Below are 24907 nucleotides of genomic sequence, written 5' to 3' on the forward strand. Positions count from 1 at the left end.
GATCAGTCGGTCGGGTCCGCCGTCGTCTCGACCGTCGTGGTGCCGGTCGGCTCGGAGTCCGTCGTCTCCTCATCCTGCTCCGTCGTCTCGCTGGTGGGCGACGGGGTCCGGGTCGGCGTCGGGGTCGGGGACGGCGCGCGGGGGGTGGTCGTGCGGGGCGGCGTGCCCGCGGGCTCCTCGTCCTCCTCGTCGTCCGGCGGCACCGGGCTCGTCGGCACGACCGGGACGGGCGTCTCCGGCTCCGGGGGCGTCGGCGTGCCCGTGGGCACGTCGCTGGGCAGCGCGGAGTTGGGCACGTCGACCGTCTGCCCGTTCGGGAGCATGACGGGCGTCGTCCCGCTGTCCCGGCTGGGCAGGAAGAGGTTGAGCACGAACAGCACCACGAACAGGCCGCCGAGCACCACGGTCGAGGTGCGGGCCCGCCCGATGTGCGAGGGCACCCGCTCGTGCCAGGTCGGCGAGCGCCGGGTGGCCGGGGCGGCGACCGCGGACGGTTGTTCGGTGGCGGCCTGCGGCAGGACCTTGGTGGGCTGGTCGTCCGACGACGTGCTCATGCGGCCCCTCCCGTCCGTGCCCGGTCCTCGGCCAACGCCTCGTCCTGGATGCTCACGCCGTCCTGCACGTTGGTGGCGCGGAGCGACACGCCCTCCCGGGACAGCGCCAGCGCCACTCGGGCCCGGAGGTCGCGGCCCACGTCGAACTGCTTGCCCGGCAGCGTGCGGGCGACGACCCGCAGGTTCACCTCGTCCAGCGAGAGGCTCTCCACGCCCATCACGCTGGGCTCGTCGAGCAGCAGCTTGTGCAGCCGCGGGTCGGCGAAGGCGCGTTGCCCGACCTCCCGCAGCACCTCCTGCACCCGGGTGACGTCGGCGGTCGCGGGCACCGGCACGTCGACGACGGCCCGGGCCCAGTCACGCGAGAGGTTGGTGACCTTGACGATCTGGCCGTTGGGCACGATCACCACCTCTCCGTCGACCGAGCGCACCCGGGTGATCCGCAGGGTGACGTCCTCGACCGTCCCGGACGCGGGCTCCATGCCACCGACCACCTGGATGGAGACGACGTCGCCGAAGCCGTACTGCCGCTCGGTGATCAGGAAGAAGCCGGCCAGCACGTCACCGACGACCCGCTGGGCGCCGAAGCCCAGCCCGACGCCGAGCACGGTGGCCGGGGCGACCAGGCCGGTGACCGGGAGCCCCAGCCGGTCGAGCGCGAAGATGACCGCGATCGACCAGATCAGCACGATCGCCGCCCAGGTCAGCACCTGGGTCAGCGAGTGCCGGTGCTTGGCTGCCTCGGAGCGCACCAGGGCGTCGGAGTCGGTCGCGGCGGCGTCGATCCGGTCGGTGATCCGGTTCCCGGCCCAGCTGACCAGCCGGGCCACCAGCAGCGCGCCCAGCACGATCAGGAGTGCGTCGAGGGCGGGTCCGCGGAGCCAGTAGAAGAAGTCGGTGACCGGGCCGGCGGCGAGCACGTTCATCACCGCCCAGTGTGGCCCGTGGACCTGTGCGTGGGGTGCGCGGGTGGTGTGGGTGGGTTCGGTGGGGCCGCTGGTGCGCGCGCCACGGATTTGCATCCGGGCCCGGAGGCAAGGACGGTGGTCCGTACAACGAGTTGTCCTGAGTGTGGGGCAGCTCGCTCGACCTGCGCGCCGACCCGAAGGGAGGGGCGCCGATCAGGCGCCACGCCACGTGACGAACCCACCGAACACCCCACCCGGGCAGCCGTCGTCCGGCTCGACCCGCAGCGGCGAGGCCCCGGGCGCCGACCAGGCCCCGGCTGCCGATCAGGCCCCGGCCGTCGACGACGCCGGCGCGACCGGCCAGACGATCGACGACGTGCTCGACCCCGACGTCCCCAGCCAGACGCACCCGGCGATCGCTCAGCCCCCGGTGCAGGACGAGGAGCGCAAGCCGCGGCTGGACCGGACGGTCTTCGGGGTCGCCGCCCTCCTCTCGCTGGCCTTCCTCGCCTGGGGGTTCCTCACCCCCAGCGGCCTGGGCTCGGCCAGCAGCAGCGCGCTCGGCTGGATCGAGCTGAACCTCGGCTGGTTCTTCGTGCTGCTCGGCACCGCCGTGGTGCTCTTCGTGCTCTGGATCGCCGCCAGCGCCTACGGCCGCATCCCGCTCGGCGGGGACGGTGAACGGCCGGAGTTCCGGACGATCAGCTGGATCGCGATGATGTTCAGCGCCGGCATGGGCATCGGGCTGATGTTCTTCGGCGTCTCCGAGCCCCTGTCGCACTACGTCTCCCCGCCGCCGGGCACCGTCGACGGCGAGACCCAGGAGGCCGTCACCACGGCGATGGCCACGACGCTCTTCCACTGGACGCTGCACCCCTGGGCGCTGTACGCCCTGGTCGGGCTGGCCGTCGCGTACGGCACCTACCGCCGGGGCCGGGGGCAGCTGCTCTCCTCGGCGTTCACCTCGCTGTTCGGGCGCGGCGTCGCCGAAGGGCCGGCCGGCAAGGTGATCGACGTCCTCGCCATCTTCGCCACGCTCTTCGGCACGGCCGCCTCGCTTGGGCTCGGGGCCCTGCAGATCGGCAGCGGGCTGGAGATCCTCGGCTGGCTGGGGCCGGTGGGCAACGCGGCGACGGTGGGCATCATCGCGGTGCTGACCGCGGCCTTCGTGGCCTCCGCCTTCTCCGGCGTCGCCCGCGGCATCCAGTGGCTGTCCAACATCAACGTCGGCCTGGCGTTCACCCTGGCGCTGTTCGTCTTCGTGGTGGGCCCCACGGTCCTGATGCTGAACCTCATCCCGACCGCGCTGGGCTCCTACGCCGCCGAGCTCCCCGAGATGGCTGCGCGCACCAACGCCTCCGGTGGCGACGAGATGGCCGAGTGGCTCTCGGGCTGGACGGTCTTCTACTGGGCCTGGTGGATCTCCTGGACGCCGTTCGTCGGCGTCTTCCTCGCCCGGATCAGCCGCGGCCGCACCATCCGGGAGTTCATCGCCGGCGTGCTGCTCGTGCCCAGCGTCGTCACCCTGTTCTGGTTCGCGATCTTCGGCGGTGCCGGGATCGGGGCCCAGCAGTCGGGCCAGGACCTCGCCGGCCAGTCGACGGCCGAGGGCCAGCTGTTCGGCCTGCTCCAGGAGCTGCCGTTCACCACCGTCACCAGCGTCATCGTGATGCTGCTGGTCGGCATCTTCTTCGTCACCGGCGCGGACTCGGCCTCGATCGTGATGGCGTCGCTGTCCGAGCGCGGCACCCGTGAGCCGACGTCGAAGATGGTCGTCTTCTGGGGGCTGCTGACCGGTGGCGTCGCCGCCGTGATGCTGCTCGTCGGCGGTGACGAGGCGCTGCAGGGGCTGCGGAACCTGACGATCATCGCCGCGCTCCCCTTCGCGCTGGTGATGATCGGGCTGGCGGTCGCGCTGACCAAGGACCTCCGCTCGGACCCCATGGTGTTGCGCAGCACCTACGCCAGCGAGGCCGTCGAGGCCGCGGTCGTCGACGGGATCACCCGGCACGGCGACGACTTCGAACTGGTCGTCCGCCACAGCCCCAACGGCCACAGCGAGGCGGTCCAGCCCGAGCCCCGGGCCCCGCGGCCCTGACGGCCTGACCCTCCCGACGATCATGGAGTCGCCACCGCGGCTCCGCGACCGTCGGGAGGGGGCGGGGCCTCAGCGGAGGCGGCGGACCGGTACCACCATCGGCGTGCCGGTCACCGGGTCGGGCACCACCCGGGCCTCCAGCTCGAAGACGTCGGCCAGCAGCTGCTCGGTGAGCACCTCCTGCGGGGTCCCGGAGGCGACCAGGACGCCGTCCTTCATCGCGACCAGCCGCTTCGCGTACCGGGCGGCCAGGTTGAGGTCGTGCAGCACGACCACCACGGTCCGGCCCTTCTCCGCGTGCAGCCGGCCCACCAGCTCCAGCACGTCGACCTGGTGGGCGAGGTCGAGGTAGGTCGTCGGCTCGTCGAGCAGCAGCAGGTCGGTGCCCTGGGCCAGCGCCATGGAGATCCAGGCCCGCTGGCGCTGCCCCCCGGACAGCGCGTCGACCGGGGAGTCGGCGAGGTCGGCCATGTCGGTCCAGGTCAGCGCCTCGGTGACCACGGCCTCGTCGTCGGAGGACCACTGCCGCAGCCAGCTCTGGTGCGGGTGCCGCCCCCGGGCGACCAGGTCGGCGACGGTGAGCCCCTCGGGTGCCAGCGGCGTCTGCGGCAGCAGGCCCAGCACCTTGGCGACGTCGCGGGTCGAGGTGGCGCCGATCGCCCGGCCGTCGAGCAGGACGGTTCCGGAGGTCGGGCGCAGCAACCTCCCCAGCGCCTTCAGCACGGTGGACTTGCCGCACCCGTTGGGGCCGACGATCGCGGTGAACGACCCGTCGGTGAGCTCCAGGTCCAGACCGTCGACGACGACCTTGTCGCCGTAGGCGAGCCGGACGCCGTCGGCGGCCAGCCGCACCGACGGGGGCTGCTCGGCACCGGCGGAGGAGGTGCGGTGCTCGGTCACGGTCACAGGGTGGATCGCCGCCTTCCGCGGACGAGGAGCCAGAGCAGGTACGGGGCGCCGACGATCGCGGTGATCACGCCGACCGGGAACGACTCGGGCAGTGCGGTCCGGGCGACCAGGTCGCTGCTGACCAGCAACAGTGCGCCCAGCAGGGCGGAGGTGACCAGCGGCGGGCGTGACCCGCCGGTCAGCCGGACGGCGATCTGGGGGACGACGAGGGCGACGAACTGGATCGGCCCGGCCGCCGAGACGGCGAACGCGGCCAGGCAGACCGCGACCACGACGACGACGCCCTGGGCCAGCGGGACGCGCACCCCGAGCGCCCGCGCCGTCTCGTCCCCGTACTGCAGGACGCCGAGCACCCGGCTCAGCGCGAGGGCTGCCGGGACCAGCACCAGGAGCGACAGGGCCAGGGGCAGCGCCTGCTCCCAGCCGCGCCCGTTCAGCGACCCGGTGATCCACACGTTGGCGGCGGCCGCGTCCCAGAGGGCGCTGCGGGTGAGCAGGTAGTTGACGATCGCCTGGGCCATCGCGGACAACCCGATGCCGATGAGCACCAGCCGGTAGCCGTCGACCCCCGACCGCCAGGCGAGCCCGAAGACCAGGAAGGCCACGACCATGCCGCCGAGCAGGGCCGCGGCCGGGATGCCGATCCCGCCGAGCAGCCCGGCCGCGGTGGTGCCGGTGCCGCCCAGCACGATCACGCTCACCGCGCCGATCGCCGCCCCACCGGTGACGCCCAGGATGTCCGGGCTGGCGAGCGGGTTGCGGGCGAAGGTCTGGATGAGCGCGCCGGACAGGCCGAGCGCCACCCCGACGAGCACGGCCACCGCGATCCGCGGTGCGCGCAGCTCGAACACGATCAACCGCTGGGTCTCGTCGCCCAGCCCGACCAGCGTGCCGAGCACGTCGAGCACGCCGATCGGGTAGTCACCGCGGCCGAGGCTGGTCGCGGCGGCCAGCACCAGCACCAGCACGACCGCGATCGGCACCAGCACGTCGCGAAACCGGTAGGTGGTGGAGACGGGGCCGATCCGCAGCGGCCGGCGGGGCCGCGACCGGGGGGTGGTGGCCCGGGTGGGCGCCGTGGTGCTCACAGCTGCACCAGCCGGCGGCGGCGGATCAGCGCGATGAAGAACGGCGCACCGACGACTGCGAGCACGATGCCGACCTGCAGTTCACCCGGCCGGGCCAGCACCCGGCCCAGGACGTCGGCGAGCAGCAGGAAGACCACGCCCAGCAGCGCCGAGTACGGGATCAGCCAGCGGTGGTCGGGGCCGGTGATCGCCCGGGCGACGTGCGGCACGACCAGCCCGACGAAGGCGATCGGGCCGCACGCGGCGGTGGCGGCCCCGGTGAGCAGGGTGATGGCGGCGAGCCCGACCACGCGGGCCAGCCAGACCCGCTGGCCCAGGCCCCGGGCGACGTCCTCACCCAGGCCCAGCAGGTTCAGCGCTGGGGCGTTGACCAGGGCGAGCGCCAGGCCGACCACGATGAAGGGGGCGACCTGGGTGACGACCTCGACGTCCCGCCCGGCCAGTGCGCCGACGACCCAGAACCGGTAGGCGTCGAGCGCCGTCGTCTCGCGGATGGTGACCGCCTGCACCAGGGCGTAGAGCAGGTAGGTGATCGCCGCTCCCGCGAGGGCCAGGCTCACCGGGCTGGGCGCCCCCCGGCCGGCCGAGCCGATCAGGAAGACCGCCACGCTGCCCAGCAGCGCGCCGGCGAAGGCGAACCAGACGTACCCGCCGGCCGTGGTGATGCCGAGCAGCCAGATCGAGAGGACGACGGCGAACGAGGCGCCCGCGGTGACGCCGAGCAGGCCGGGGTCGCCCAGCGGGTTGCGGGTGTGGCCCTGCATCAGCGCCCCGGAGACGGCCAGGGCAGAACCGGCGAGCACACCGAGCAGGGTCCGCGGCACCCGCAGCTCGCGGATGATCACCGTCTCGTCGCCGGGGGTGCTCGGGTCGATCAGCGCCTGCCACACGGTGCCCAGGCCGATCGGCCTGGTGCCGACCGCGATGCTCAGCGCGCAGACCGCCACGACGACGGCCAGCAGCAACCACAGGCCCAGCACCCGCGGGGCCATGCCCCGCAGCAGACCCCGGCGCGGCGGGGGGCTCACCTCCCCGGCAGGCCGGGTCGCCGTGCGTTGCACCACGAGCGACTCCTGGGGACGGCGGGCAGGCCGGGTCGCCGGCCGAGCAGGTGAGGCTGACCTTACCCAGCGTTGGCCCACCTCGGCACCGTCGTCCTCCGCGCCCCCGTCCCGAGGCTCCCCCCGAGCGTGCGAGGGGTGCGGAGGACGGGGTCCGTCAGCAGCGCGGGGCGACGACGAGGTCGGCGAGCTCCCGGTGGGCGGCGGCGGAGGAGGTGTTGCGCTGCGGAGTCCAGTACTGCGTACCGTCCGGGAGTACTGCAACCCGGTCGGGACGGCGTCGTCCCGACCCGCCTGGAGGTGCACCGTGCCCGTCCGTCGCCTGGTTCCCACGCAGGAGGCCGCCGACCTGCTCGACCTCACCCGGCAGCTGGCCCGCGACGAGCTCGCGCCCCGGGCGGCCGCGGCGGAGGCGGCCGAGGAGTTCCCCCGCGACGTCTTCCGCACCCTCGGCCGGGCCGGGCTGCTGGGCCTGCCCTACGCCGAGGAGCTGGGCGGCGGCGGGCAGCCCCACGAGGTGTACCTGCAGGTGCTCGAGGAGATCGCGGCCGCCTGGGCCAGCGTCGGCGTGGGGGTGAGCGTGCACGGGCTGTCCTGCTTCGGGCTCGCCACCCGGGGCACGCCTGCGCAGCAGCAGTGGCTGCCGGAGATGCTCGGCGGCGAGCAGCTGGGCGCCTACTGCCTCTCCGAGCCGCACGCCGGTTCCGACCCGGCGGCGATGCGCACCCGCGCCGTCCGGGACGGCGACTCCTACGTCCTCACCGGCGAGAAGGCCTGGACCACCCACGGCGGGCACGCGGACTTCTACAAGGTCATGGCCCGTACCTCCGACGACGGCGCGCGCGGCATCTCCTGCTTCCTCGTGCCGGCCGACAGCGACGGGCTGTCCGCCGACACCGCCGAGCGCAAGATGGGGCTGACCGGCTCGACCACGGCGACCATGCGGTTCGAGGGCGTGCGCGTCGACGCCGACCGCAGGCTGGGTGAGGAGGGCGAGGGGCTGTCGATCGCCCTCGCCGGGCTGGACGCCGGCCGGCTCGGGATCGCCGCCGTCGCCACCGGCCTGGCCCAGGGCGCGCTGGACGACGCGGTCGCCTACGCCCAGGAACGGGAGACCTTCGGCAAGCCGATCATCGAGCACCAGGGGCTGGGCTTCCTGCTCGCCGACATGGCCGCCGCCGTCGAGACCGCGCGGGCGACGTACCTGTTCGCGGCCCGGCTGCGCGACGCCGGCCAGCCCTACGGCCAGCAGGCCTCGATCGCCAAGCTGGTGGCCACCGACAACGCGATGAAGGTGACCACCGACGCCGTCCAGGTGCTGGGCGGGTACGGCTACACCCGCGACTTCCCGGTCGAGCGGTACATGCGCGAGGCCAAGGTCATGCAGATCTTCGAGGGCACCAACCAGATCCAGCGCCTGGTGATCAGCCGCGCCCTGGCCCGCGGCGGCGCCCCGACGACCACCGTCGTCCCCTAGGGCCCCGCCTCGTCGAGTGACAGCTCAGCGGGCATCCGCCCGCCGGTACGCCCGCTCAGCTGTCACTCGGCGGCGAGCGGGGCGGGGAGGGGGCCAAAGTCGCGATTCTGGCCCCGGACCCGACCACCAAAATGGCCATTTTGGTGGTCGGGGGGCGGGCCTAGGCTGCCGGGCATGTGTCGGAACATCCACGTCCTGCACAACCTGGAGCCCGCCACCACCTCCGACGAGGTCCGGGCGGCGGCGCTGCAGTACGTGCGCAAGGTGAGCGGGTCGACCAAGCCGTCGCAGGCCAACCAGGCGGCGTTCGACCGGGCGGTCGAGGAGATCGCGCACGCGACCGAGCACCTGCTCGCCGACCTGGTCACCACCGCCCCGCCCAAGGACCGCGAGGTGCTGGCCGCCCAGGCCCGCGCCCGCGCCGCCGTCCGCTACTCCCGCTGAGCACGCACGACGGCCCCGGTCGACCCGTGTGGGTCGGCCGGGGCCGTCGTGGGGGCTGGTCGCCTACGCGGGCTGCAGCGAACCGAGCACGGCCAGGACGTCGGCGGGCGTCCTGGCCTCCTCGAGGCGAGCGACCTGAGCCGGGTCGACGAAGACCTCCGCGATCCGGCCGAGCAGCTTGAGGTGGTCGTCCCCGGCGCCGGCGACGCCGATCACGAACGAGACCTCCTTGCCGTTCCAGTCGACGCCCCGGGCGTGCCGCACGAAGGAGATCGCCGTGCGCCGGATGGCGGGCTTGGCCTCGTTGGTGCCGTGCGGGAGCGCCAGCCGGTTGCCCATGTAGGTCGACACGGACTTCTCCCGCTCGTGCATGGCCTGCACGTACGAGGCGTCGACGGCGCCGGCCGCGACCAGCAGCTCGCCGGCCTCCTGGATCGCCTCGTCGCGGGTGGTGGCGGAGCCGTCCAGGACGATGCTCTCCACGGCGAGGACGTCGGTGTCCTCGTCCGTTCCGTCGTCGCTCAGTCGTGCGACGCCGCCGGCCGCGGCGGGGGCGGTCGCCTGGCGCCCGGGGACGGCGGCGCCGTCGGGAGCGGCAGCGGCGGTGGCCTCCTCGGCGGTCGGCGCGCTGTTGGTCCGCTGCAGCATCTCGACGATCTCGTCGTAGCGCGGGCTGGACATGAAGTCCGACACCGACACGTGCACCGCCGAGCCGGTCCGCTGCTCCGCCCGCTCCGTCAGGTCCTCGTGGGTGACCACCAGGTCGTAGTCGTCGGTGAGGTTGGAGATGGCCTTGTTGACCACGGTGACGTCGTCGAACCCGGCGCCGTGCACCTTCTTGCGGAGCACCGAGGCGCCCATGGCGGAGGAGCCCATGCCCGCGTCGCAGGCGAACACGATGGAGCGGATCGGGCCGTCGGTGCGGGCGGCGCCAGCGCCGGTCAGCGCGGAGGAGACCGACGACTTCTTGCCCTTGTTGGCCTCCATCGCGGCGGTCGCCGCGGTCAGGTCACCGTCGTCGTCCTTGTCCAGCTTCAGCAGGAAGGCGGCGACCAGGAACGTGACGCCGGCGGAGACCAGCACCGAGGCGGTGACGCCCAGCAGGCTGCTCGGCGGGGACGCCGCCCAGACGGCGATGATCGAGCCGGGGGACGCCGGCGAGCGCAGGCCCGAGCCGAAGAGGACGTTCGTGGCCACGCCGGCCATGCCGCCGAGGATGACCGCGGCGATCAGCTTCGGCTTGGCCAGCACGTAGGGGAAGTAGATCTCGTGGATGCCGCCGACGAACTGGATCAGGATCGCGCCGGGCGCCGAGGCCTTGGCCACGCCGCGGCCGAACAGGGCGAAGGCGAGCAGGAGACCCAGGCCCGGGCCGGGGTTGGCCTCGAGCAGGAACAGGATCGACTGGCCGGCCTGGGCCGCCTCGGTGGTGCCCAGCGGGGTGAGGATGCCCTGGTTGATGGCGTTGTTCAGGAACAGGATCTTGGCCGGCTCGATGAAGATCGAGGTCAGCGGCAGCAGGTTGTTCTCGACCAGGACGTCCACGAGGTTGGACGCCAGGTCGCTGAAGGCCTGCACGAACGGGCCGGCGATCACGAAGCCGACGACGGCCAGGAACCCGCCCCAGATGCCGGCGGAGAAGTTGTTGATCAGCATCTCGAAGCCGGGGCGGATCTTGTGCGCCCACAGCGCGTCGAGCTTCTTCATCGACCAGCCGCCGAGCGGGCCCATGATCATGGCGCCCAGGAACATCGGCGTGCCTTCGGCGCCGGTGATCGCGCCCATCGTGGCGATGGCGCCGACGACCCCGCCGCGGAGGTTGTCGTCGTACATCATCCGGCCGCCGGTGTAGCCGATGAGCAGCGGCAGCAGGTAGGTGATCATCGGGCCGACGATCCCGGTGCCCTCGGCGCCGTCACCCCAGGCGCCGAGGTCCTCGACGAAGCCGTAGCCGCCCTCGTAGCCGAGGGCGTCGCCGATCAGGGTGATCCAGCCGGTCTCGATGAAGAGGGCGGTGATCAGGCCCCAGGCGATGAAGGCGCCGATGTTGGGCAGCACCATGTTCGACAGGAAGGTGCCGAACCGCTGGACGTGCATCCGCGCCCCGCCCGAACGGGCGGCCGGGTGGGTCGTCGTGGCCATGGAGTGGACCTTTCCTCGAGCTGCGGCGTCGGCGAGCGGCACGCAGCCGGCCGGGGGTTGACACGTGCTCCGAACTCTGTGAGCGGAGTCACGAGAATCTGTGAATGTCTGTATATAGACCCCGGAGACTGGGGTCAAGTGGCATGAAACCCACACGTTCGCACGGAGAACCATGCAACCGGGCGTGGAGAGGGGTCTTAGAGTGACCAGAGACACCAGCAGTGGGCCACACCTGGGACGGCGTCGGCAGGCCCTCGGTCCACACGACACCCGTCGACACATCACCCGTCGACACAGCACTCGGAGGACGACATGAAGGCCCTGCGGTTCTACGCCCCTGAAGACGTGCGCCTCGAGGACGTCCCGGAGCCCGAGTGCGGCCCGGGCGAGATCAAGCTCAAGGTGAAGAACTGCTCCACCTGCGGCACCGACGTCAAGATCTTCCACAACGGCCACCAGAACCTCTCCCCGCCGCGCACCATCGGGCACGAGATCGCCGGTGAAGTGGTCGAGGTCGGCGCCGACGTCAACGCGACCTACGGCAGCAACTGGGCCCCGGGCGACCGGGCGCAGGTGATCGCGGCGGTGCCCTGCGGGGAGTGCCACGAGTGCCGCAAGGGCTGGATGGCGGTGTGCCAGAACCAGACCTCGGTCGGCTACCAGTACGACGGCGGGTTCGCCGAGTACATGATCGTCCCCCAGCAGGTGCTGAAGGTGGACGGGCTCAACCGGATCCCGGACAACGTCGGCTACGACGAGGCCTCGGCCGCCGAGCCGTTCGCCTGCGCCATCAACGCCCAGGAGCTCCTCGACATCGAGGAGGGGGACACCCTCGTCGTCTTCGGCGCGGGCCCGATCGGTTGCATGCACATCCGCATCGCCCGCGGCGTCCACAAGGTCGGCACGGTCATCCTGGTCGACGTCAACGCCGAGCGGCTGACGATGTCGGCCGACGCCGTCCAGCCCGACGAGGTGATCAACGGCGCCGAGGTCGACGTGGTCGCCCGGGTCCTGGAGCTCACCGGCGGCCGGGGCGCCGACGTCATCATCACCGCGACGGCGGCGAACGTCACCCAGGAGCAGGCCATCGCGATGGCCGCCCGCAACGGCCGGATCTCCTTCTTCGGCGGCCTGCCGAAGACGAACCCGACGATCACCTGCGACTCCAACGTGGTGCACTACCGCCAGTTGCACATCCACGGCGCCAACGGGTCCGCGCCGGAGCACAACAAGCGGGCGCTGGAGTACATCTCCACCGGTCAGGTGCCGGTCAAGGACCTGATCACCGCGCGCCTGCCGCTCGACCGCGTCCTCGACGCCTTCTCCATCGTGAAGAACGGCGAGGCGATCAAGGTCACCGTCGAGCCCTGACGCGGGGGAGGCCCCCGTCCAGCGGGACGGGGGCCTCGCTCACACCAGGAAGCGGTAGGCGGTCGTGCCGGGAGCGAGGTGCTGGATCTTGAGCGGGCCCGCCTCGATCCGGGCCAGCAGCGGCGCCAGGCCGGCGACGCTGCCCAGTTCGATGCCGGTCAGCGCCGCCCCGGTCTCCCGGTTGTCCCGCTTGACGTACTCGAACAGCACGATGTCGTCGTCCGGGCCGAGCACCTCGTCGAGGAACCGGCGCAGCGCCCCGGGCTCCTGCGGGAACTCGACCAGGAAGTAGTGCTTGAGGCCACGGTGCACCAGTGACCGCTCGACCACCTCGGCGTACCGGCTGACGTCGTTGTTGCCGCCGGAGAGCAGGGTGACGACGGTCTGGCCGGGCTCGACGACGACCTGACCGCCGGTCAGCGCCGCGCTGGCGAGCGCGCCGGCGGGCTCGGCGATCACCCCGTCGACCTGGTAGAGGTCGAGCATCTCGGTGCAGACCTGTCCCTCGGGCACCGTCACCAGCTCCGCACCCGAGTCGCGCACCAGCGGGAAGGTCACGTCACCGGCCCGGCGCACCGACGCGCCGTCGACGAAGGTGTCGATCTCGGCCAGCTCCACCGGCCGGCCGGCGGCCAGCGCCGCGGCCATGTTCGCCGCCCCGGCCGGTTCGACCCCCACCAGCCGGACGCCGGGCGCGTGCTCGCGCAGCCAGGTGCCGCAGCCGGCCAGCAGCCCGCCGCCACCGACCGGCAGGACGACGACGTCCGGCGGGCTGTCCAGCTGTTCGAGCAGCTCGCACGCGACGGTGGCCTGGCCCGCGACGGTCGACAGCGCGTCGAAGGCGGGCACCAGGGTGGCCCCGGTCATCGTGGCGTGCTCGGTCGCGGCGGCCGCTGCGTCGTCGTAGGTGTCGCCGTGGACGACGAGCTCGACCATGTCCCCGCCGAGCGCGGCGATCCGCTGCCGCTTCTGCCGCGGCGTCGTCCCGGGCACGAAGACCCGGCCCCGGACGCCGAGCACCCGGCAGGCGTAGGCGACGCCCTGGCCGTGGTTGCCGGCGCTGGCGGTGACCGCACCGGCGGCCCGCCCGGCGGTGTCCAGCTGGCTGATCGTGTTGTAGGCGCCGCGCACCTTGTACGAGCGGCCGACCTGCAGGTCCTCGCGCTTGACCCACACGGCGGCGCCGGTGAGCTCGGAGAGCCGGGCGTTGCGTTGCAGCGGCGTCCGTTCGGAGACGCCGGCCAGCCGGGTGGCGGCGGCGGTGACCTCGGCGGAGAAGGCGGTGCGGAGGGAGGTCACCGGGCCATCCTCCCCGACGTCCCGCCGATGCCGGTCGGTCAGTACCGGCCGCCCGCTCCTGCGTACCCGCTCGCGGTGACGACCAGGGCTGCGCACGAGCCGGGCCCCGGCCGGCTGAGCGGGCGACGGCGCGGCGGGCGGCGGCGGGGGTGGTGCCGCTGCTGCCGGGCCTCCTCGGCGAGCTGGCGGGCGGCCAGGACGCTGGCGCTCTCGGTGCCGCTCCAGGCCGCGTCGTACCCGGCCATCAGGAGCCGGCACCGAAGGCGGCCCAGAGGACCAGCCCGACGACCGCGACCACCTGCAGCAGCGAGATGGTCATCCCGGCGAGGGCGAGACCGCGGCCGCGGGTGCCGTCCCGGCGGGTGTTGCGCAGGCCCAGGGCGCTGAAGACGATGCCGAGCGGGAAGAACACGAAGGCGAAGACCAGACCGAGGACGGCCATGGCGTCGGTGCCCACGGCGCGGACGGGCCAGTTCTCCGGGTCGAGGTGGACGGTGGACGTCTGCGTGTCGTGCATGGCACGAGCCTGTCCGGCGCCGGGGGGTGTGGGCATCGCCCGTAGGTACACGGCTCCCTACTACGAAAGTCGCAGGTCATCGGCCCGCTCCTCAGCCCGTCGGTGGACGTCGCGGAGCCGGATGATCTCTAGGCTCACTGCCCGTGGAGACGGGTGACGGGTCGGTGGTCGAGGTGGCCGGTGGCCGCCGGTGGCCCTGGGCGCGGCTGCGCGACCTGGCCTTCGTGGCGCTCGGTGTGCTCGGGGCGGCCACCCTGTTCGTCGGCGAGGGGCCCGTGGCGGACATCCCCACCGGGACGTGGCTGCAGGCCCTGGGCACGCTGACGGTCGCCGTCGCCCTGTGGTGGCGACGGCGGTACCCGGTGCGCGTGGCGCTGCTGGGCTGCGTCGTCGTGGCCGTGGGGGGCTCGTGGCTGCCGCTCTGGCTGGCCCTGCTGACCGTGGCCATCCGGCACCGCGACCGGTGGCTGGCGCTGGTGGTGGCCGCGGCGCTGGTCGCCCTGGTGGTGAACGGCGCGACCGAGATCGGGCTCGACCTGGTGTTCGCCGATCCCCTGTACGCCGTCGTCACGGCGGCCTTCGCGGTGGTCATGATCGGGTTCCCGGCGCTGCTGGGTGCCTACCTCGGTGCCCGCCGCGACCTGGTCCAGTCGCTGCAGGAGCGGGTCGCCCAGACCCAGGCCGAGCAGCGGCTGCGCGTCGAGCAGACCCGGCAGGCCGAGCGCACCCGCATCGCCCGGGAGATGCACGACGTGCTGGCGCACCGCATGTCCCTGGTGGCGCTGCACGCCGGCGGCCTGGAGGTGAACCCGGCGGCCGGCCCGGCGGAGGTCGAGGAGTCGGCCGCCCTCATCCGCACGACCGCCCGGCAGGCCCTGGAGGAGCTCCGCACGGTCCTGGGGGTGCTGCGCGCCGACACCAGCCTGCCCGAGCCGGTCGATCCGGCCGAGGCGGAGCTGTTGCCGCAGCCCACCCTCGCCGACGTCGACCGGCTGGTCCGGGCCAGCGCCGAGGCAGGTGTCGCGGTGCAACTGCACACCGACCTGCCGACCGGGCAGACCCCGCCCCCGCTGGTCGGCCGCACCGCGCACCGGGTCGTGCGGGAGGCCCTCACGAACGTGCACAAGCACGCCGCCGGTGGCACGGCCACCGTGCTGCTGGCCGGGGAACCGGGCGGCGGTCTGCAGGTGCGGGTGCACAACAGCGCCCCGGCGACGGCGGCGGCACCGTTGGTGCCCGGGGCGGGCCTGGGCCTCCTGGGGCTGCGCGAACGGGTGGAGCTGGTGGGTGGCCGGCTCAGCACGGGAGCGCAGCCCGACGGCTTCCTGGTGCACGCCGACCTGCCCTGGCCCGATCGCGGAGACGGAGACCTCCCATGAGCGGGTCGGCGGCCGAGCCCGTGCGCCTGTTGCTGGTCGACGACGACGCGCTGGTGCGCGCCGGTCTGCGCGCCGTCCTGGCCAGCGCCCCGGACCTGCGCGTGGTCGGTGAGGCCGGGGACGGCGCGGACGCGATCGAGGCCGTGCTGCGTCACCGGCCGGACGTCGTGCTGATGGACGTGCGGATGCCGCGGATGGACGGGCTGGCGGCCACGGCCGCGCTCACCGCCCGCTCCGACGCCCCCCGGGTGCTGGTGCTGACCACCTTCGACCTGGACGAGCACGTCTTCGGTGCGCTGCAGGCCGGGGCCAGCGGCTTCCTGCTCAAGGACACGCCACCGCGGGAGCTGGTCCAGGCGGTCCGGGTGGTCGCCGCTGGTGAGGCCATGCTCTCCCCGACCGCCACCCGGCGGCTGATCACCCGCTACACCGACACGGGCGCCGACGTCCGCCGCCAGGACGCGCGGGCGCGGATCGAGACCCTCACCGACCGGGAGCGCGAGGTGCTGCTGGCCGTGGGGCGGGGCCTGTCCAACGCCGAGATCGGCAAGGAGCTGTTCCTCAGCGAGGCGACGGTGAAGTCCCACGTCTCGCGGGTCTTCACCAAGCTGGGCACGGCCAACCGGGTTCAGGTGGCGATCCTCGCCCACGTCGCCGGGCTCCTCTGACCGGGCGTCAGATGCCCCAGGAGCTGCCGCGCGTCGCCTCCTTCTCCGGCACCGGGGCGAACACGTTGCCGGTGGTCGGCGGCACCGGATCGCGGCCCATGCTGAACGCCTTGAGCAGCGGGCCGACCAGGGCGTCGAACACCGGTGGGAAGAGCCGGAACCCGGCGATGATCACCGGGTTGGCGAAGCCGGACTGCTTGAGCCGGCGCGGGTTCGCCACCCGGTCCAGCACGGCCCGGGCGACCCGCTCCGGGGTGTAGACCGGCGGCGGCGGGTGGGCGCCGTTGCCGAGCACGGTGGCCGCCTGGTCGTAGATCGGTGTGGTGACGCCGCCGGGGGCGACAGCGGAGACGTGCACGTCGGGCAGCTCGCGGAGCTCCTGCTGCAGCGTCCGGATGAGCCCGAGCTGGCCCCACTTGGCGGTCACGTAGGCGCTCATGGTCGGGGCGGTGATGGAGGCGAGCAGCGAGCTGACCACGACGAGCGAGCCCCGGCGTTGGGCGCGGAACACCGGCACGACCGCCTGGAAGACGTGGAAGGTGCCCTGGACGGCGGTGTCGACCACCCGCTGGAACACGGCGGGGTCCATGTCCTCGACCCGGCCGTAGGCCATCACGGTGGCGGAGTGGACGACGACGTCCAGCCGGCCGAAGGTGCCCGTCGCGCGGTCGACGGCGGCCTGCACCGCCTCGGCGTCCAGGACGTCGGCGGGCACGCACTCGACGGCCGCGGCGCCGGCGGCCCGGCAGTCGGCCGCGGCGTCGGCGAGGGCGGTGGCGCTGCGGGACGCCAGCACGAGGGAGGCGCCGCGCCGGGCGAACCCGATCGCGCTGGCCCGGCCGATGCCGCTGGAGGCGCCGAGGACGAGCACGACCTCCCTCAGCTCGCGGGCGGAGGAGACGTCGTCAGCCGGGTTCTGGGCGGTCACGCCGGGGGGCTACCCGGCGCAGCGCCGGGGCACGCGCGTTGCGCACAACAGAAACGTCCGGCAGTCAGGCAGCCGGGCGCGCCGCTAGCGTCGGCCCCCGAGGGCGCGCGTGCTGGCCCTCCCCCGACACGAGAGGACGCGCCCGTGTTCGAGAAGGTCCTGGTCGCCAACCGCGGCGAGATCGCCGTGCGCGCCTTCCGCGCCGCCTATGAACTGGGCGCCGGGACGGTCGCCGTCTTCCCGCACGAGGACCGGAACTCCGTCCACCGGCTGAAGGCCGACGAGAGCTACGAGATCGGCGAGCCCGGCCACCCGGTGCGGGCCTACCTCGACGTCGCCGAGATCGTCCGGGCCGCCCAGCGCGCCGGCGCCGACGCCGTCTACCCCGGCTACGGGTTCCTGTCGGAGAACCCCGACCTGGCCGAGGCCTGCGCGCGGGCCGGGATCACCTTCGTCGGCCCGAGCGCCGCCGTCCTGGAGCTGACCGGGGACAAGTCCCGGGCGATCGCCGCGGCCCGTGCGGCCGGCCTCCCCGTGCTGCAGGGCACCGAGCCCAGCGACGACGTCGACGCGCTGCTGGCCGCCGCGGACGCGATCGAGGGCCCGGTCTTCGTCAAGGCCGTGGCCGGTGGTGGCGGGCGCGGCATGCGCCGGGTCGAGCAGCGTGACCAGCTGCGCAGTGCCATCGAGGCGGCGATGCGGGAGGCGGAGTCGGCGTTCGGGGACGCGACGGTCTTCCTGGAGCAGGCGGTGATCGACCCCCGGCACATCGAGGTGCAGATCCTGGCCGACGGGCAGGGGGACGTCATCCATCTGTACGAGCGCGACTGCTCGGTGCAGCGCCGGCATCAGAAGGTCATCGAGATCGCCCCGGCACCGAACCTGGACCCGGCCCTGCGCGAGCGGATCTGCGCCGACGCCGTCGCCTTCGCCCGGGAGATCGGCTACAGCTGCGCGGGCACGGTCGAGTTCCTGGTCGACCGCGAGGGCCGGCACGTCTTCATCGAGATGAACCCGCGGATCCAGGTCGAGCACACGGTCACCGAGGAGGTCACCGACGTCGACCTGGTGGGCAGCCAGCTGCGGATCGCGGCCGGGGAGACCCTCGCCGACCTGGGGCTGACCCAGGAGTCGATCGTGCTGCGCGGCGCGGCGCTGCAGACCCGGATCACCACCGAGGACCCGGCCAACGGCTTCCGCCCGGACACCGGCCGGATCACCGCCTACCGCTCGCCCGGCGGGGCCGGGGTGCGGCTGGACGGCGCCGCCACCCTGGGCGCCGAGGTGGGCGCGCACTTCGACTCGATGCTGGTCAAGCTCACCTGCCGCGGCCGGACCTGGGACATCGCGGTGGCCCGGGCCCGCCGCGCCGTGGCCGAGTTCCGCATCCGCGGGGTGTCGACGAACATCCCGTTCCTGCAGGCGGTGCTGGACGACCCGGACTTCCAGGCCGGCCGGGTGACGACGTCGTTCATCGAGGAGCGGCCCGGGCTGCTCACCGCCCGCAGCTCCGCCGACCGCGGCACCAAGATGCTCACCTACCTGGCCGACGTCACGGTCAACGCCCCGCACGGTGAGCGCCCGCACCTGGTCGACCCGGTGCAGAAGCTGCCCCGGCTGGACCTGGGGCTGCACCCCGCCGACGGCTCACGGGACCGGTTGCTCGAGCTGGGGCCCGAGCGGTTCGCCGCCGACCTGCGCGCGCAGAAGGCCCTCGCGGTCACCGACACCACCTTCCGGGACGCCCACCAGTCGCTGCTGGCCACCCGGGTGCGCACCAAGGACCTGCTGGCCGTGGCCGGGCACGTGGCGCGGGCGACCCCGCAGCTGCTGTCGATCGAGGCCTGGGGCGGGGCGACCTACGACGTCGCGCTGCGGTTCCTGCACGAGGACCCGTGGGAGCGGCTGGCGGCGCTGCGCGAGGCGGTGCCCAACATCTGCCTGCAGATGCTGCTGCGCGGCCGCAACACCGTCGGCTACACCCCGTACCCCGAGCAGGTGACGACGGCGTTCGTCGCCGAGGCGGCGCGCACCGGGATCGACGTCTTCCGGGTGTTCGACGCGCTCAACGACGTCGGCCAGATGCGCCCGGCGATCCACGCCGTCCGGGAGACCGGGACGGCGATCGCGGAGGTCGCGCTCTGCTACACCGCCGACCTCTCCGACCCGGCCGAGCAGCTGTACGACCTCTCGTACTACCTGCGGCTCGCCGAGCAGATCGTCGAGGCCGGGGCGCACGTGCTGGCGATCAAGGACATGGCCGGGCTGCTCCGCCCGCCGGCGGCGGCCACCCTGGTCACCGCGCTGCGCGAGCGGTTCGACCTGCCGGTGCACCTGCACACCCACGACACCCCCGGCGGGCAGCTGGCCACGCTGATGGCGGCCTGGCAGGCCGGGGTCGACGCGGTGGACGGCGCCAGCGCGGCCCTGGCGGGGACGACGTCGCAGCCGGCGCTGAGCAGCATCGTCGCCGCCACCGACCACACCGAGCGGGCCACCGGCCTGGACCTGACCGCGGTCAACGACCTGGAGCCGTACTGGGAGTCGGTGCGCCGGGTCTACGCGCCCTTCGAGTCCGGGCTGCCGGCGCCGACCGGGCGGGTCTACACCCACGAGATCCCCGGGGGGCAGCTGTCCAACCTGCGCCAGCAGGCGATCGCCCTCGGGCTGGGCCAACGGTTCGAGGAGGTCGAGGCGATGTACGCCGCGGCCGACCGGCTGCTCGGCCGACTGGTCAAGGTCACGCCGTCGTCGAAGGTGGTCGGCGACCTGGCGCTGCAGCTGGTCGGTGCGGGGGTGGACGTCGAGGAGTTCGCCGCCGACCCGGGGCGCTTCGACCTGCCCGACTCGGTGGTCGGGTTCCTGCGCGGCGAGCTGGGCGACCCGCCCGGTGGCTGGCCGGAGCCGTTCCGCACCAAGGCGTTGCAGGGACGGCGCCCGGCCGAGCCGCCCGCGGAGCTCTCGGACGAGGACCTGTCGGGTCTGGCGGAGGCGCCGCGGCCGACGCTGAACCGGCTGCTGTTCCCCGGCCCGACCAAGGAGTTCGCCGAGCACCGGGAGGCCTACGGGGACACCTCGGTGCTGCCGAGCAAGGAGTTCCTCTACGGCCTGCGCCAGGGGGTCGAGCACTCGGTCGACCTGGAGCCCGGCGTGCGGCTGCTCATCGCGATCGAGGCGATCTCCGACGCCGATGAGCGGGGGATGCGCACGGTGATGTGCACGCTCAACGGCCAGCTCCGGCCGGTGTCGGTGCGGGACCGGTCCGTCACGTCCGACGTCCAGCCCGCCGAGAAGGCCGACCGCAGCGACCCGGGGCAGGTGGCCGCACCGTTCGCCGGGGTGGTCAGCCTGTCCGTCGCCGAGGGCGACACGGTGGAGGCGGGCGCGCAGCTGGCCACCATCGAGGCGATGAAGATGGAGGCCGCGATCACCGCGCCACGGGTCGGCACGGTCTCCCGGGTCGCGATCGGCGCCGTCCAGCAGGTCGAGGGCGGTGACCTGCTCGTCGTCCTGGGCTGACCCGGGCCTCAGCGGGCGGTCCAGCCGCCGTCCACGGTCAGGGTGTGCCCGGTGACCAGCGAGGCCGCCGGGGAGGCGAGGAAGGCGACCGCGGTGGCGACCTCCTCCGGCCGGCCGATCCGGTGCAGCGCGGCGATACGGTCGACGACGTCGGCCCGGAACGCCGGGTCGGACAGCGCCGGCTCGGTGCCCGGCGTCTCGATGAAGGTCGGCGCCACCGCGTTGACCCGGATGCCCAGCTCGCCCCACTCGACGGCCAGGCACCGGGTCAGGTGGATGACGGCTGCTTTCGCGGTGCAGTAGGCGGACTCGCCGGGCAGCGCGACCAGCCCGGCCTGCGAGGCGACGTTGACGATCGCCCCGCCGCCGGCCCGGGCCATGTGCCGGGCGGCGTGCTGGGCGAGGAAGAACGTCGAGCGGGTGTTGCGGGACCAGACGGCGTCGAAGTCCGCCTCGGTCAGCTCCAGCGCCGAGGCCATCACCCCGCCGCCGGCGTTGTTCACCAGGACGTCGACCGACCCGAGCTCGTCGACCACCCGGTCGATCGCCGCCCGGCTCTGGGCCAGGTCGGTGACGTCCATCGGGACGGCGACCACCCGGCGTCCGAGCGCGGCGATCTCCCCGGTGAGCCCGCCGTCGGACGCGACGTCCCGGAGGCCCAGGCCCACGTCGGCGCCGGCCGACGCGAGCTCCAGGGCGACCGCCCGGCCGATGCCCCGCGCCGCCCCCGTGACCACCGCGACCTTGCCCTCGAGAGCTCCGTGGTCCGCCATGTCGGTCCTCCTGGTGGTCCGTGCCGCCGCACGGTCGTCCGGCGGGCAGGCCGGTTCCGCCGGACGGGTCGTCCGGCGGATTCCGCGCCGTCACATCGGCAGGGTAGGAACAGCGCGTGACGTCCCCGTCCCGCACCTCGAGCCGAGCCTCCCGGACCGGTCACCTGCTCGCCCAGCTGTCCACCCCGGCCCGCCGGTTCCTGCAGACCGAGGCGTCCAGCGCGGCGCTGCTCGTCGTCGGCACCCTGGCCGCGCTGCTGTGGGCCAACTCCCCGTGGGGCGACTCCTACGAGCGGGTGTGGCACACCGAGCTCAGCCTGGAGCTGGGCTCCATGGCCGTCGCCATGGACCTGCGGCACTGGGTCAACGACGGCCTGATGGTGTTCTTCTTCTTCCTCATCGGCATGGAGGTGCGCCGCGAGCTGTCGATGGGGGAGCTGACCCAGCGCAGCCGGCTCTCGGTGCCGGCGCTCGGCGCGGTCGCCGGGCTGGTGGTGCCCGCGGGGCTCTACCTGGCGATCAACGCCGGTGGCCCCGGCGCGCAGGGCTGGGGCATCCCGATGGCCACCGACACCGCCTTCGTCCTCGGTGCGCTGGCGCTGGTCGGCTCCCGCTGCCCCACCCAGCTGCGGGTCTTCCTGCTCTCGCTGTCCGTCGTCGACGACATCGGCGCGCTCACCGTGATCGCGGTCTTCTACTCCGACGACATCGACCTGGTCGCCCTCGGTGTCGCCGCGCTGTGCGTGGTCGCCTTCGGACTGCTCACCCGGCTGAAGGTGTGGCGCGGGCCGGCCTACTTCGCCGTCGGCGTGGTGATGTGGCTGGCGATGCACGCCTCGGGGGTGCACGCCACCATCGGCGGCGTGGTGCTGGGCCTGCTGGTCAGTGCCTACCGGCCGCGCCGGGACGAGGTGGAGTCCGCCGGCACGCTGGCCCGCGCCTTCCGGCAGGCACCCGACGTCGCGCTGGCCCGGCGGGCGAAGCTGTCGGTGGAGCGGGCGATCTCGCCGAACGAGCGGATCGGCGCGCTGCTGGTGCCGTGGAGCGGGTACGTCGTCGTCCCGGTGTTCGCGCTGGCCAACGCGGGGGTGCAGTTCAACACCGAGCTGCTGGACCGGGCGCTCACCTCCCCGATCACGATCGGCGTCTTCGTGGGCCTGGTCGTCGGCAAGTTCGTCGGCATCGGGCTGGCGTCCACGCTCGCCGTCCGGTTCGGGATGGGCTCGCTGCCGCCCGGGGTGTCGCTGGGCAGCGTGTGGGGCGGGGCGGCGCTGTCCGGCCTGGGCTTCACCGTGTCGTTGTTCGTCGCCGACCTGGCCTTCGACGACCCGGTGCTGCGCGAGGAGGCGATGGTCGGCGTCCTCGCCGCCGGCGTCGCCGCCGCCGCGTTGGGCGCGGTCTGGTTCTGGGCGCTGGGACGACGTTCGCCCCAGGTGGCCAGCACCGGGCCCCGGCAGCTGGACCCGCCGGTCGACCCGGACGTCGACCACCTCCGCGGCCCGGTCGACGCGCCGCTGACCCTGGTCGAGTACGGCGACGCCGAGTGCCCGTTCTGCGGCCGGGCGACCGGGGTGGTCGAGGAGCTGCGCCGCCGGTTCGGCGACGACTTGCGCTACGTCTTCCGGCACCTGCCGCTGCCCGACGTGCACCCGCACGCCGAGCTCGCCGCCGAGGCCACCGAGGCCGCCGGCGCCCAGGGCGCGTTCTGGGCGATGCACGACCGGCTGTTCGCCCACCAGGACCAGCTCGAGGCCGACCAGCTGCTCGACCACGCCGCCGCGCTCGGGCTGGACCTCGGCCGCTTCGCCGAGGAGCTGGGCAGCGGCAGGCACGCGGCCCGGGTCCGCGCCGACGTCGCCGGAGCGGAGGCCAGCGGGGTGCAGGGCACCCCGACGTTCTTCGTCAACGGCGTCGGGCACGACGGCCCGACCACCACCGAGGCGCTCGCCGCCGCGCTGGTCGCCTCCGACCCGCGCGGGCCCGGCCACGGCAGCCTGCTGCCGGCGGCCGAGCTGGTCACCCCGGCGCGGTCGTCGGTCGCCCTCTCCCCGGCCGCCCAGCTGCCCGCGATGGACGTGCTGCCGGGCGAGCGCCTCGCCGAGACGCCGGAGGACGGCGCCTCGCCACGGCTGTCCGACGGGCACACCGCCGTGCTGCGGCGGGTGGGGCGCCGGCTGAGCACCACTCGCGGGCAGGTGCTGCTGCGCTCGGGGCAGGCGGAGTTCGACTTCTTCGTGGTCCTCGCCGGCACCGTCGCGGTGGTCGAGGGGCCGCTGGACGGCGGGCCGGACGGCGGCAAGCGGGTCGTGGCCGTGCACGGCCCGGGGCGGTTCCTGGGCGGGCTGAACATGCTGGCCGGGCAGCGGCCGGTGCGCTCGCTGGTGGCCGCCGAGGACGGCGAGGTGCTGGTGCTCAGCCTGGAGCAGCTGCGCGCCGTCTTCACCCGGGACCGGGGGCTGGCCGACGTCATCACCCGGTCGTTCCTGCTGCGCCGGGCGATGCTCATCGGGCAGGCGAGCGGGCTGCGGGTGGTCGGCGACCGGCGCTGGCCGGCCAGCACCGAGCTGCGTGCCCAGCTGGCCGAGGACGGGGTCCCGCACACCTGGCTGGACCCGGCCGAGGACGACGCCGCCGCCCGGCTGCTCGCCGAGCTCGGGGTCGAGGAGGCGTCCGCGCCGGTGGTGCTCACCCCCGACGGCCGGGTGCTGGTGGAGCCGACCCGCGACGACCTGGCCCGCTTCGCCGCCGCCCCGCGCGACCTGACCACCACATGAGGTCCCTGGACGAGGAGCTGACCGACCTGGCCGACCACTACCGGTGGTTCGCCCAGGTGGAGGCCGCGCCGGTCTCGCCGCGGTACGCCGAGCTCGCTGCCGCGGTCGCCGAGGACGCCGAGGTGCTGGCCTTCCTGGGCACCCTGCCGCGGCCCAAGCGGCAGGCCAACCTGCTGCTCGGCGCGCTGCAGTACCTGTACGGCGGCCCGCCGGCCGACGGCGCGCAGCTGCACGAGCGGGTCACCGGCGACGCCGACCGGCTGCGGGCGACGATGCTGGCCCGGGCGACCCAGACCAACGAGGCCGCCCGCTGCGCAGCGCTGCTGCCGGTGCTCGCCGGCCTGCCCGGGCCGCTGGCGCTGATCGAGGTGGGCGCATCGGCCGGGCTGTGCCTGTACCCCGACCGGTACGGCTACGCGTACGACGACGTCCGGGTCGGGCTCGCCTCGAGCCCCGTGCAGCTGCGGTGCGCGGTGACCGGGCGTGGGCCGGTGCCGACGGAGGTGCCGCAGGTCGTCCGCCGGGCCGGCATCGACCTGAACCCGCTCGACCCCGCGGACCCCGACGACGTCGCCTGGCTGCAGGCGCTGATCTGGCCGGGCATGGACGAGCGACGCGACCGGCTCACCGCCGCGGCCGCGATCGCCGCCCGGGAGCCGGCGGAGATCCGGCGGGGCGACCTGGTCGAGCAGCTGCCCGGGCTGGTCGCGGCGATGCCGGCGGAGGCCACCGTCGTCGTCTTCCACACCGCGGTGCTGGCCTACCTGCCGGCGCCGGTGAAGGAGGTGTTCACCGAGCTGGTCACCGGGCTGCCGGTGCGCTGGGTCTCCCAGGAGGGGGTGGGCGTGCTGCCCGCCGTCCGGGAGCGGTTGCCCGCGCCGCCGGCCGACGACGAGGCCCGCTTCCTGCTGGCCCTGGACGGCGAGCCGCTGGCGTACACCGCCGCCCACGGCGGCCGGATCGACTGGCTCCCCGCCGCGGCCGCCCTCGGCTGAGGT

Annotated in this window: 20 protein-coding genes; 9 read left to right on the forward strand and 11 right to left on the reverse strand. The window is 74.0% G+C overall.

Annotated elements, in window-relative coordinates:
* Positions 1 to 2: 2 nt before the first annotated feature.
* Complete coding sequence (locus tag O2W15_RS06885; RefSeq protein WP_269178861.1) at positions 3 to 554, reverse strand: hypothetical protein; 552 nt, start codon at positions 552 to 554, stop codon at positions 3 to 5.
* Entirely contained in the window at positions 551 to 1480 is a 930-nt protein-coding gene (locus O2W15_RS06890) for a mechanosensitive ion channel family protein (RefSeq protein ID WP_269162574.1), read from the reverse strand. Before O2W15_RS06890 ends, O2W15_RS06885 begins: the two co-directional genes overlap by 4 nt.
* Before the next feature lie 211 nt (positions 1481 to 1691).
* Here O2W15_RS06890 and O2W15_RS06895 point away from each other — a divergent pair, with 211 nt between their 5' ends.
* On the forward strand, positions 1692 to 3560 hold the full coding sequence (locus O2W15_RS06895) for a BCCT family transporter (protein ID WP_269178862.1): 1869 nt from the start codon (positions 1692 to 1694) through the stop codon (positions 3558 to 3560).
* Positions 3561 to 3629: 69 nt separating this feature from the next.
* On the opposite strand, the gene O2W15_RS06900 is transcribed toward O2W15_RS06895, so the two are convergent.
* Genes O2W15_RS06900 through O2W15_RS06910 form a run of 3 tightly spaced genes read right to left on the reverse strand, consistent with a single transcriptional unit; the run spans position 3630 to position 6621 of the window.
* A complete protein-coding gene (locus O2W15_RS06900; RefSeq protein WP_269178863.1) occupies positions 3630 to 4460 on the reverse strand; it encodes an ABC transporter ATP-binding protein in 831 nt (276 codons plus the stop codon).
* Positions 4461 to 4462: 2 nt separating this feature from the next.
* On the reverse strand, positions 4463 to 5557 hold the full coding sequence (locus tag O2W15_RS06905; protein WP_269178864.1) for a FecCD family ABC transporter permease: 1095 nt from the start codon (positions 5555 to 5557) through the stop codon (positions 4463 to 4465).
* Positions 5554 to 6621, reverse strand: a complete 1068-nt coding sequence (locus O2W15_RS06910; RefSeq protein ID WP_269178865.1) for a FecCD family ABC transporter permease — start codon at positions 6619 to 6621, stop codon at positions 5554 to 5556. Before O2W15_RS06910 ends, O2W15_RS06905 begins: the two co-directional genes overlap by 4 nt.
* Before the next feature lie 304 nt (positions 6622 to 6925).
* Here O2W15_RS06910 and O2W15_RS06915 point away from each other — a divergent pair, with 304 nt between their 5' ends.
* Together O2W15_RS06915 and O2W15_RS06920 are read left to right on the forward strand one after the other, a co-directional pair.
* Positions 6926 to 8095: an acyl-CoA dehydrogenase family protein gene (locus tag O2W15_RS06915; RefSeq protein ID WP_269178866.1), complete on the forward strand. Its 1170-nt coding sequence runs from the start codon at positions 6926 to 6928 to the stop codon at positions 8093 to 8095.
* A gap of 174 nt (positions 8096 to 8269) precedes the next feature.
* Positions 8270 to 8539, forward strand: a complete 270-nt coding sequence (locus O2W15_RS06920; RefSeq protein ID WP_269170170.1) for a DUF2277 domain-containing protein — start codon at positions 8270 to 8272, stop codon at positions 8537 to 8539.
* 63 nt (positions 8540 to 8602) lie between these two features.
* Here the strand turns inward: O2W15_RS06920 and O2W15_RS06925 are convergent, their stop codons facing one another.
* Positions 8603 to 10681, reverse strand: a complete 2079-nt coding sequence (locus O2W15_RS06925; protein WP_269178867.1) for a PTS mannitol transporter subunit IICBA — start codon at positions 10679 to 10681, stop codon at positions 8603 to 8605.
* Between the two features lie 312 nt (positions 10682 to 10993).
* Here O2W15_RS06925 and O2W15_RS06930 point away from each other — a divergent pair, with 312 nt between their 5' ends.
* Complete coding sequence (locus O2W15_RS06930; RefSeq protein ID WP_269178868.1) at positions 10994 to 12052, forward strand: zinc-dependent dehydrogenase; 1059 nt, start codon at positions 10994 to 10996, stop codon at positions 12050 to 12052.
* A 39-nt stretch (positions 12053 to 12091) separates the two neighbouring features.
* Here O2W15_RS06930 and ilvA read toward each other — a convergent pair whose 3' ends face one another.
* The 3 genes from ilvA to O2W15_RS06945 are packed head-to-tail and all read right to left on the reverse strand — an operon-like array spanning position 12092 to position 13868.
* On the reverse strand, positions 12092 to 13351 hold the full coding sequence (ilvA, locus tag O2W15_RS06935; protein WP_269178869.1) for a threonine ammonia-lyase IlvA: 1260 nt from the start codon (positions 13349 to 13351) through the stop codon (positions 12092 to 12094).
* A 38-nt stretch (positions 13352 to 13389) separates the two neighbouring features.
* Complete coding sequence (locus O2W15_RS06940; protein WP_269178870.1) at positions 13390 to 13596, reverse strand: hypothetical protein; 207 nt, start codon at positions 13594 to 13596, stop codon at positions 13390 to 13392.
* Positions 13596 to 13868 carry a DUF4190 domain-containing protein gene (locus O2W15_RS06945; protein WP_269162586.1) on the reverse strand — a complete coding sequence of 91 codons (273 nt, stop codon included), beginning with the start codon at positions 13866 to 13868 and terminating at the stop codon, positions 13596 to 13598. Before O2W15_RS06945 ends, O2W15_RS06940 begins: the two co-directional genes overlap by 1 nt.
* A 143-nt stretch (positions 13869 to 14011) precedes the next feature.
* Here O2W15_RS06945 and O2W15_RS06950 point away from each other — a divergent pair, with 143 nt between their 5' ends.
* Both O2W15_RS06950 and O2W15_RS06955 read left to right on the forward strand, forming a co-directional pair.
* Positions 14012 to 15247, forward strand: coding sequence for a sensor histidine kinase (locus O2W15_RS06950; protein ID WP_269178871.1), 1236 nt, complete (start codon positions 14012 to 14014; stop codon positions 15245 to 15247).
* Positions 15244 to 15915, forward strand: a complete 672-nt coding sequence (locus O2W15_RS06955; RefSeq protein ID WP_269178872.1) for a response regulator — start codon at positions 15244 to 15246, stop codon at positions 15913 to 15915. Before O2W15_RS06950 ends, O2W15_RS06955 begins: the two co-directional genes overlap by 4 nt.
* 7 nt (positions 15916 to 15922) lie before the next feature.
* Here O2W15_RS06955 and O2W15_RS06960 read toward each other — a convergent pair whose 3' ends face one another.
* Positions 15923 to 16843, reverse strand: coding sequence for an SDR family NAD(P)-dependent oxidoreductase (locus tag O2W15_RS06960; protein ID WP_269178873.1), 921 nt, complete (start codon positions 16841 to 16843; stop codon positions 15923 to 15925).
* A 144-nt stretch (positions 16844 to 16987) separates the two neighbouring features.
* Here O2W15_RS06960 and O2W15_RS06965 point away from each other — a divergent pair, with 144 nt between their 5' ends.
* Complete coding sequence (locus tag O2W15_RS06965) at positions 16988 to 20362, forward strand: pyruvate carboxylase (protein ID WP_269178874.1); 3375 nt, start codon at positions 16988 to 16990, stop codon at positions 20360 to 20362.
* 8 nt (positions 20363 to 20370) lie between these two features.
* Here O2W15_RS06965 and O2W15_RS06970 read toward each other — a convergent pair whose 3' ends face one another.
* Positions 20371 to 21135: an SDR family NAD(P)-dependent oxidoreductase gene (locus tag O2W15_RS06970; RefSeq protein ID WP_269178875.1), complete on the reverse strand. Its 765-nt coding sequence runs from the start codon at positions 21133 to 21135 to the stop codon at positions 20371 to 20373.
* Positions 21136 to 21251: 116 nt separating this feature from the next.
* Between O2W15_RS06970 and nhaA the strand changes: the two genes are divergently transcribed.
* Together nhaA and O2W15_RS06980 are read left to right on the forward strand one after the other, a co-directional pair.
* The gene (gene nhaA / locus O2W15_RS06975) at positions 21252 to 23909 is read left to right on the forward strand and encodes a Na+/H+ antiporter NhaA (RefSeq protein WP_269178876.1); all 2658 of its coding nucleotides are present in this window, start codon (positions 21252 to 21254) and stop codon (positions 23907 to 23909) included.
* A complete protein-coding gene (locus O2W15_RS06980; RefSeq protein WP_269178877.1) occupies positions 23906 to 24904 on the forward strand; it encodes a DUF2332 domain-containing protein in 999 nt (332 codons plus the stop codon). The genes nhaA and O2W15_RS06980 overlap by 4 nt, the downstream gene beginning before the upstream one ends.
* Positions 24905 to 24907 lie beyond the last annotated feature (3 nt).

Source organism: Modestobacter sp. VKM Ac-2979 (assembly GCF_026967995.1).
Lineage (GTDB): Bacteria > Actinomycetota > Actinomycetes > Mycobacteriales > Geodermatophilaceae > Modestobacter.

Excerpts from the sequence above, each read along its gene's own strand:
- O2W15_RS06940 (WP_269178870.1), bottom strand. The coding sequence starts at position 13,596 with ATGGCCGGGTACGACGCGGCCTGGAGCGGCACCGAGAGCGCCAGCGTC.
- O2W15_RS06970 (WP_269178875.1), bottom strand. The coding sequence starts at position 21,135 with ATGGCGGACCACGGAGCTCTCGAGGGCAAGGTCGCGGTGGTCACGGGG.
- O2W15_RS06980 (WP_269178877.1), top strand. The coding sequence starts at position 23,906 with ATGAGGTCCCTGGACGAGGAGCTGACCGACCTGGCCGACCACTACCGG.
- O2W15_RS06925 (WP_269178867.1), bottom strand. The coding sequence starts at position 10,681 with ATGGCCACGACGACCCACCCGGCCGCCCGTTCGGGCGGGGCGCGGATG.
- O2W15_RS06930 (WP_269178868.1), top strand. The coding sequence starts at position 10,994 with ATGAAGGCCCTGCGGTTCTACGCCCCTGAAGACGTGCGCCTCGAGGAC.
- O2W15_RS06885 (WP_269178861.1), bottom strand. The coding sequence starts at position 554 with ATGAGCACGTCGTCGGACGACCAGCCCACCAAGGTCCTGCCGCAGGCC.
- O2W15_RS06945 (WP_269162586.1), bottom strand. The coding sequence starts at position 13,868 with ATGCACGACACGCAGACGTCCACCGTCCACCTCGACCCGGAGAACTGG.
- O2W15_RS06955 (WP_269178872.1), top strand. The coding sequence starts at position 15,244 with ATGAGCGGGTCGGCGGCCGAGCCCGTGCGCCTGTTGCTGGTCGACGAC.
- O2W15_RS06920 (WP_269170170.1), top strand. The coding sequence starts at position 8,270 with ATGTGTCGGAACATCCACGTCCTGCACAACCTGGAGCCCGCCACCACC.
- O2W15_RS06890 (WP_269162574.1), bottom strand. The coding sequence starts at position 1,480 with ATGAACGTGCTCGCCGCCGGCCCGGTCACCGACTTCTTCTACTGGCTC.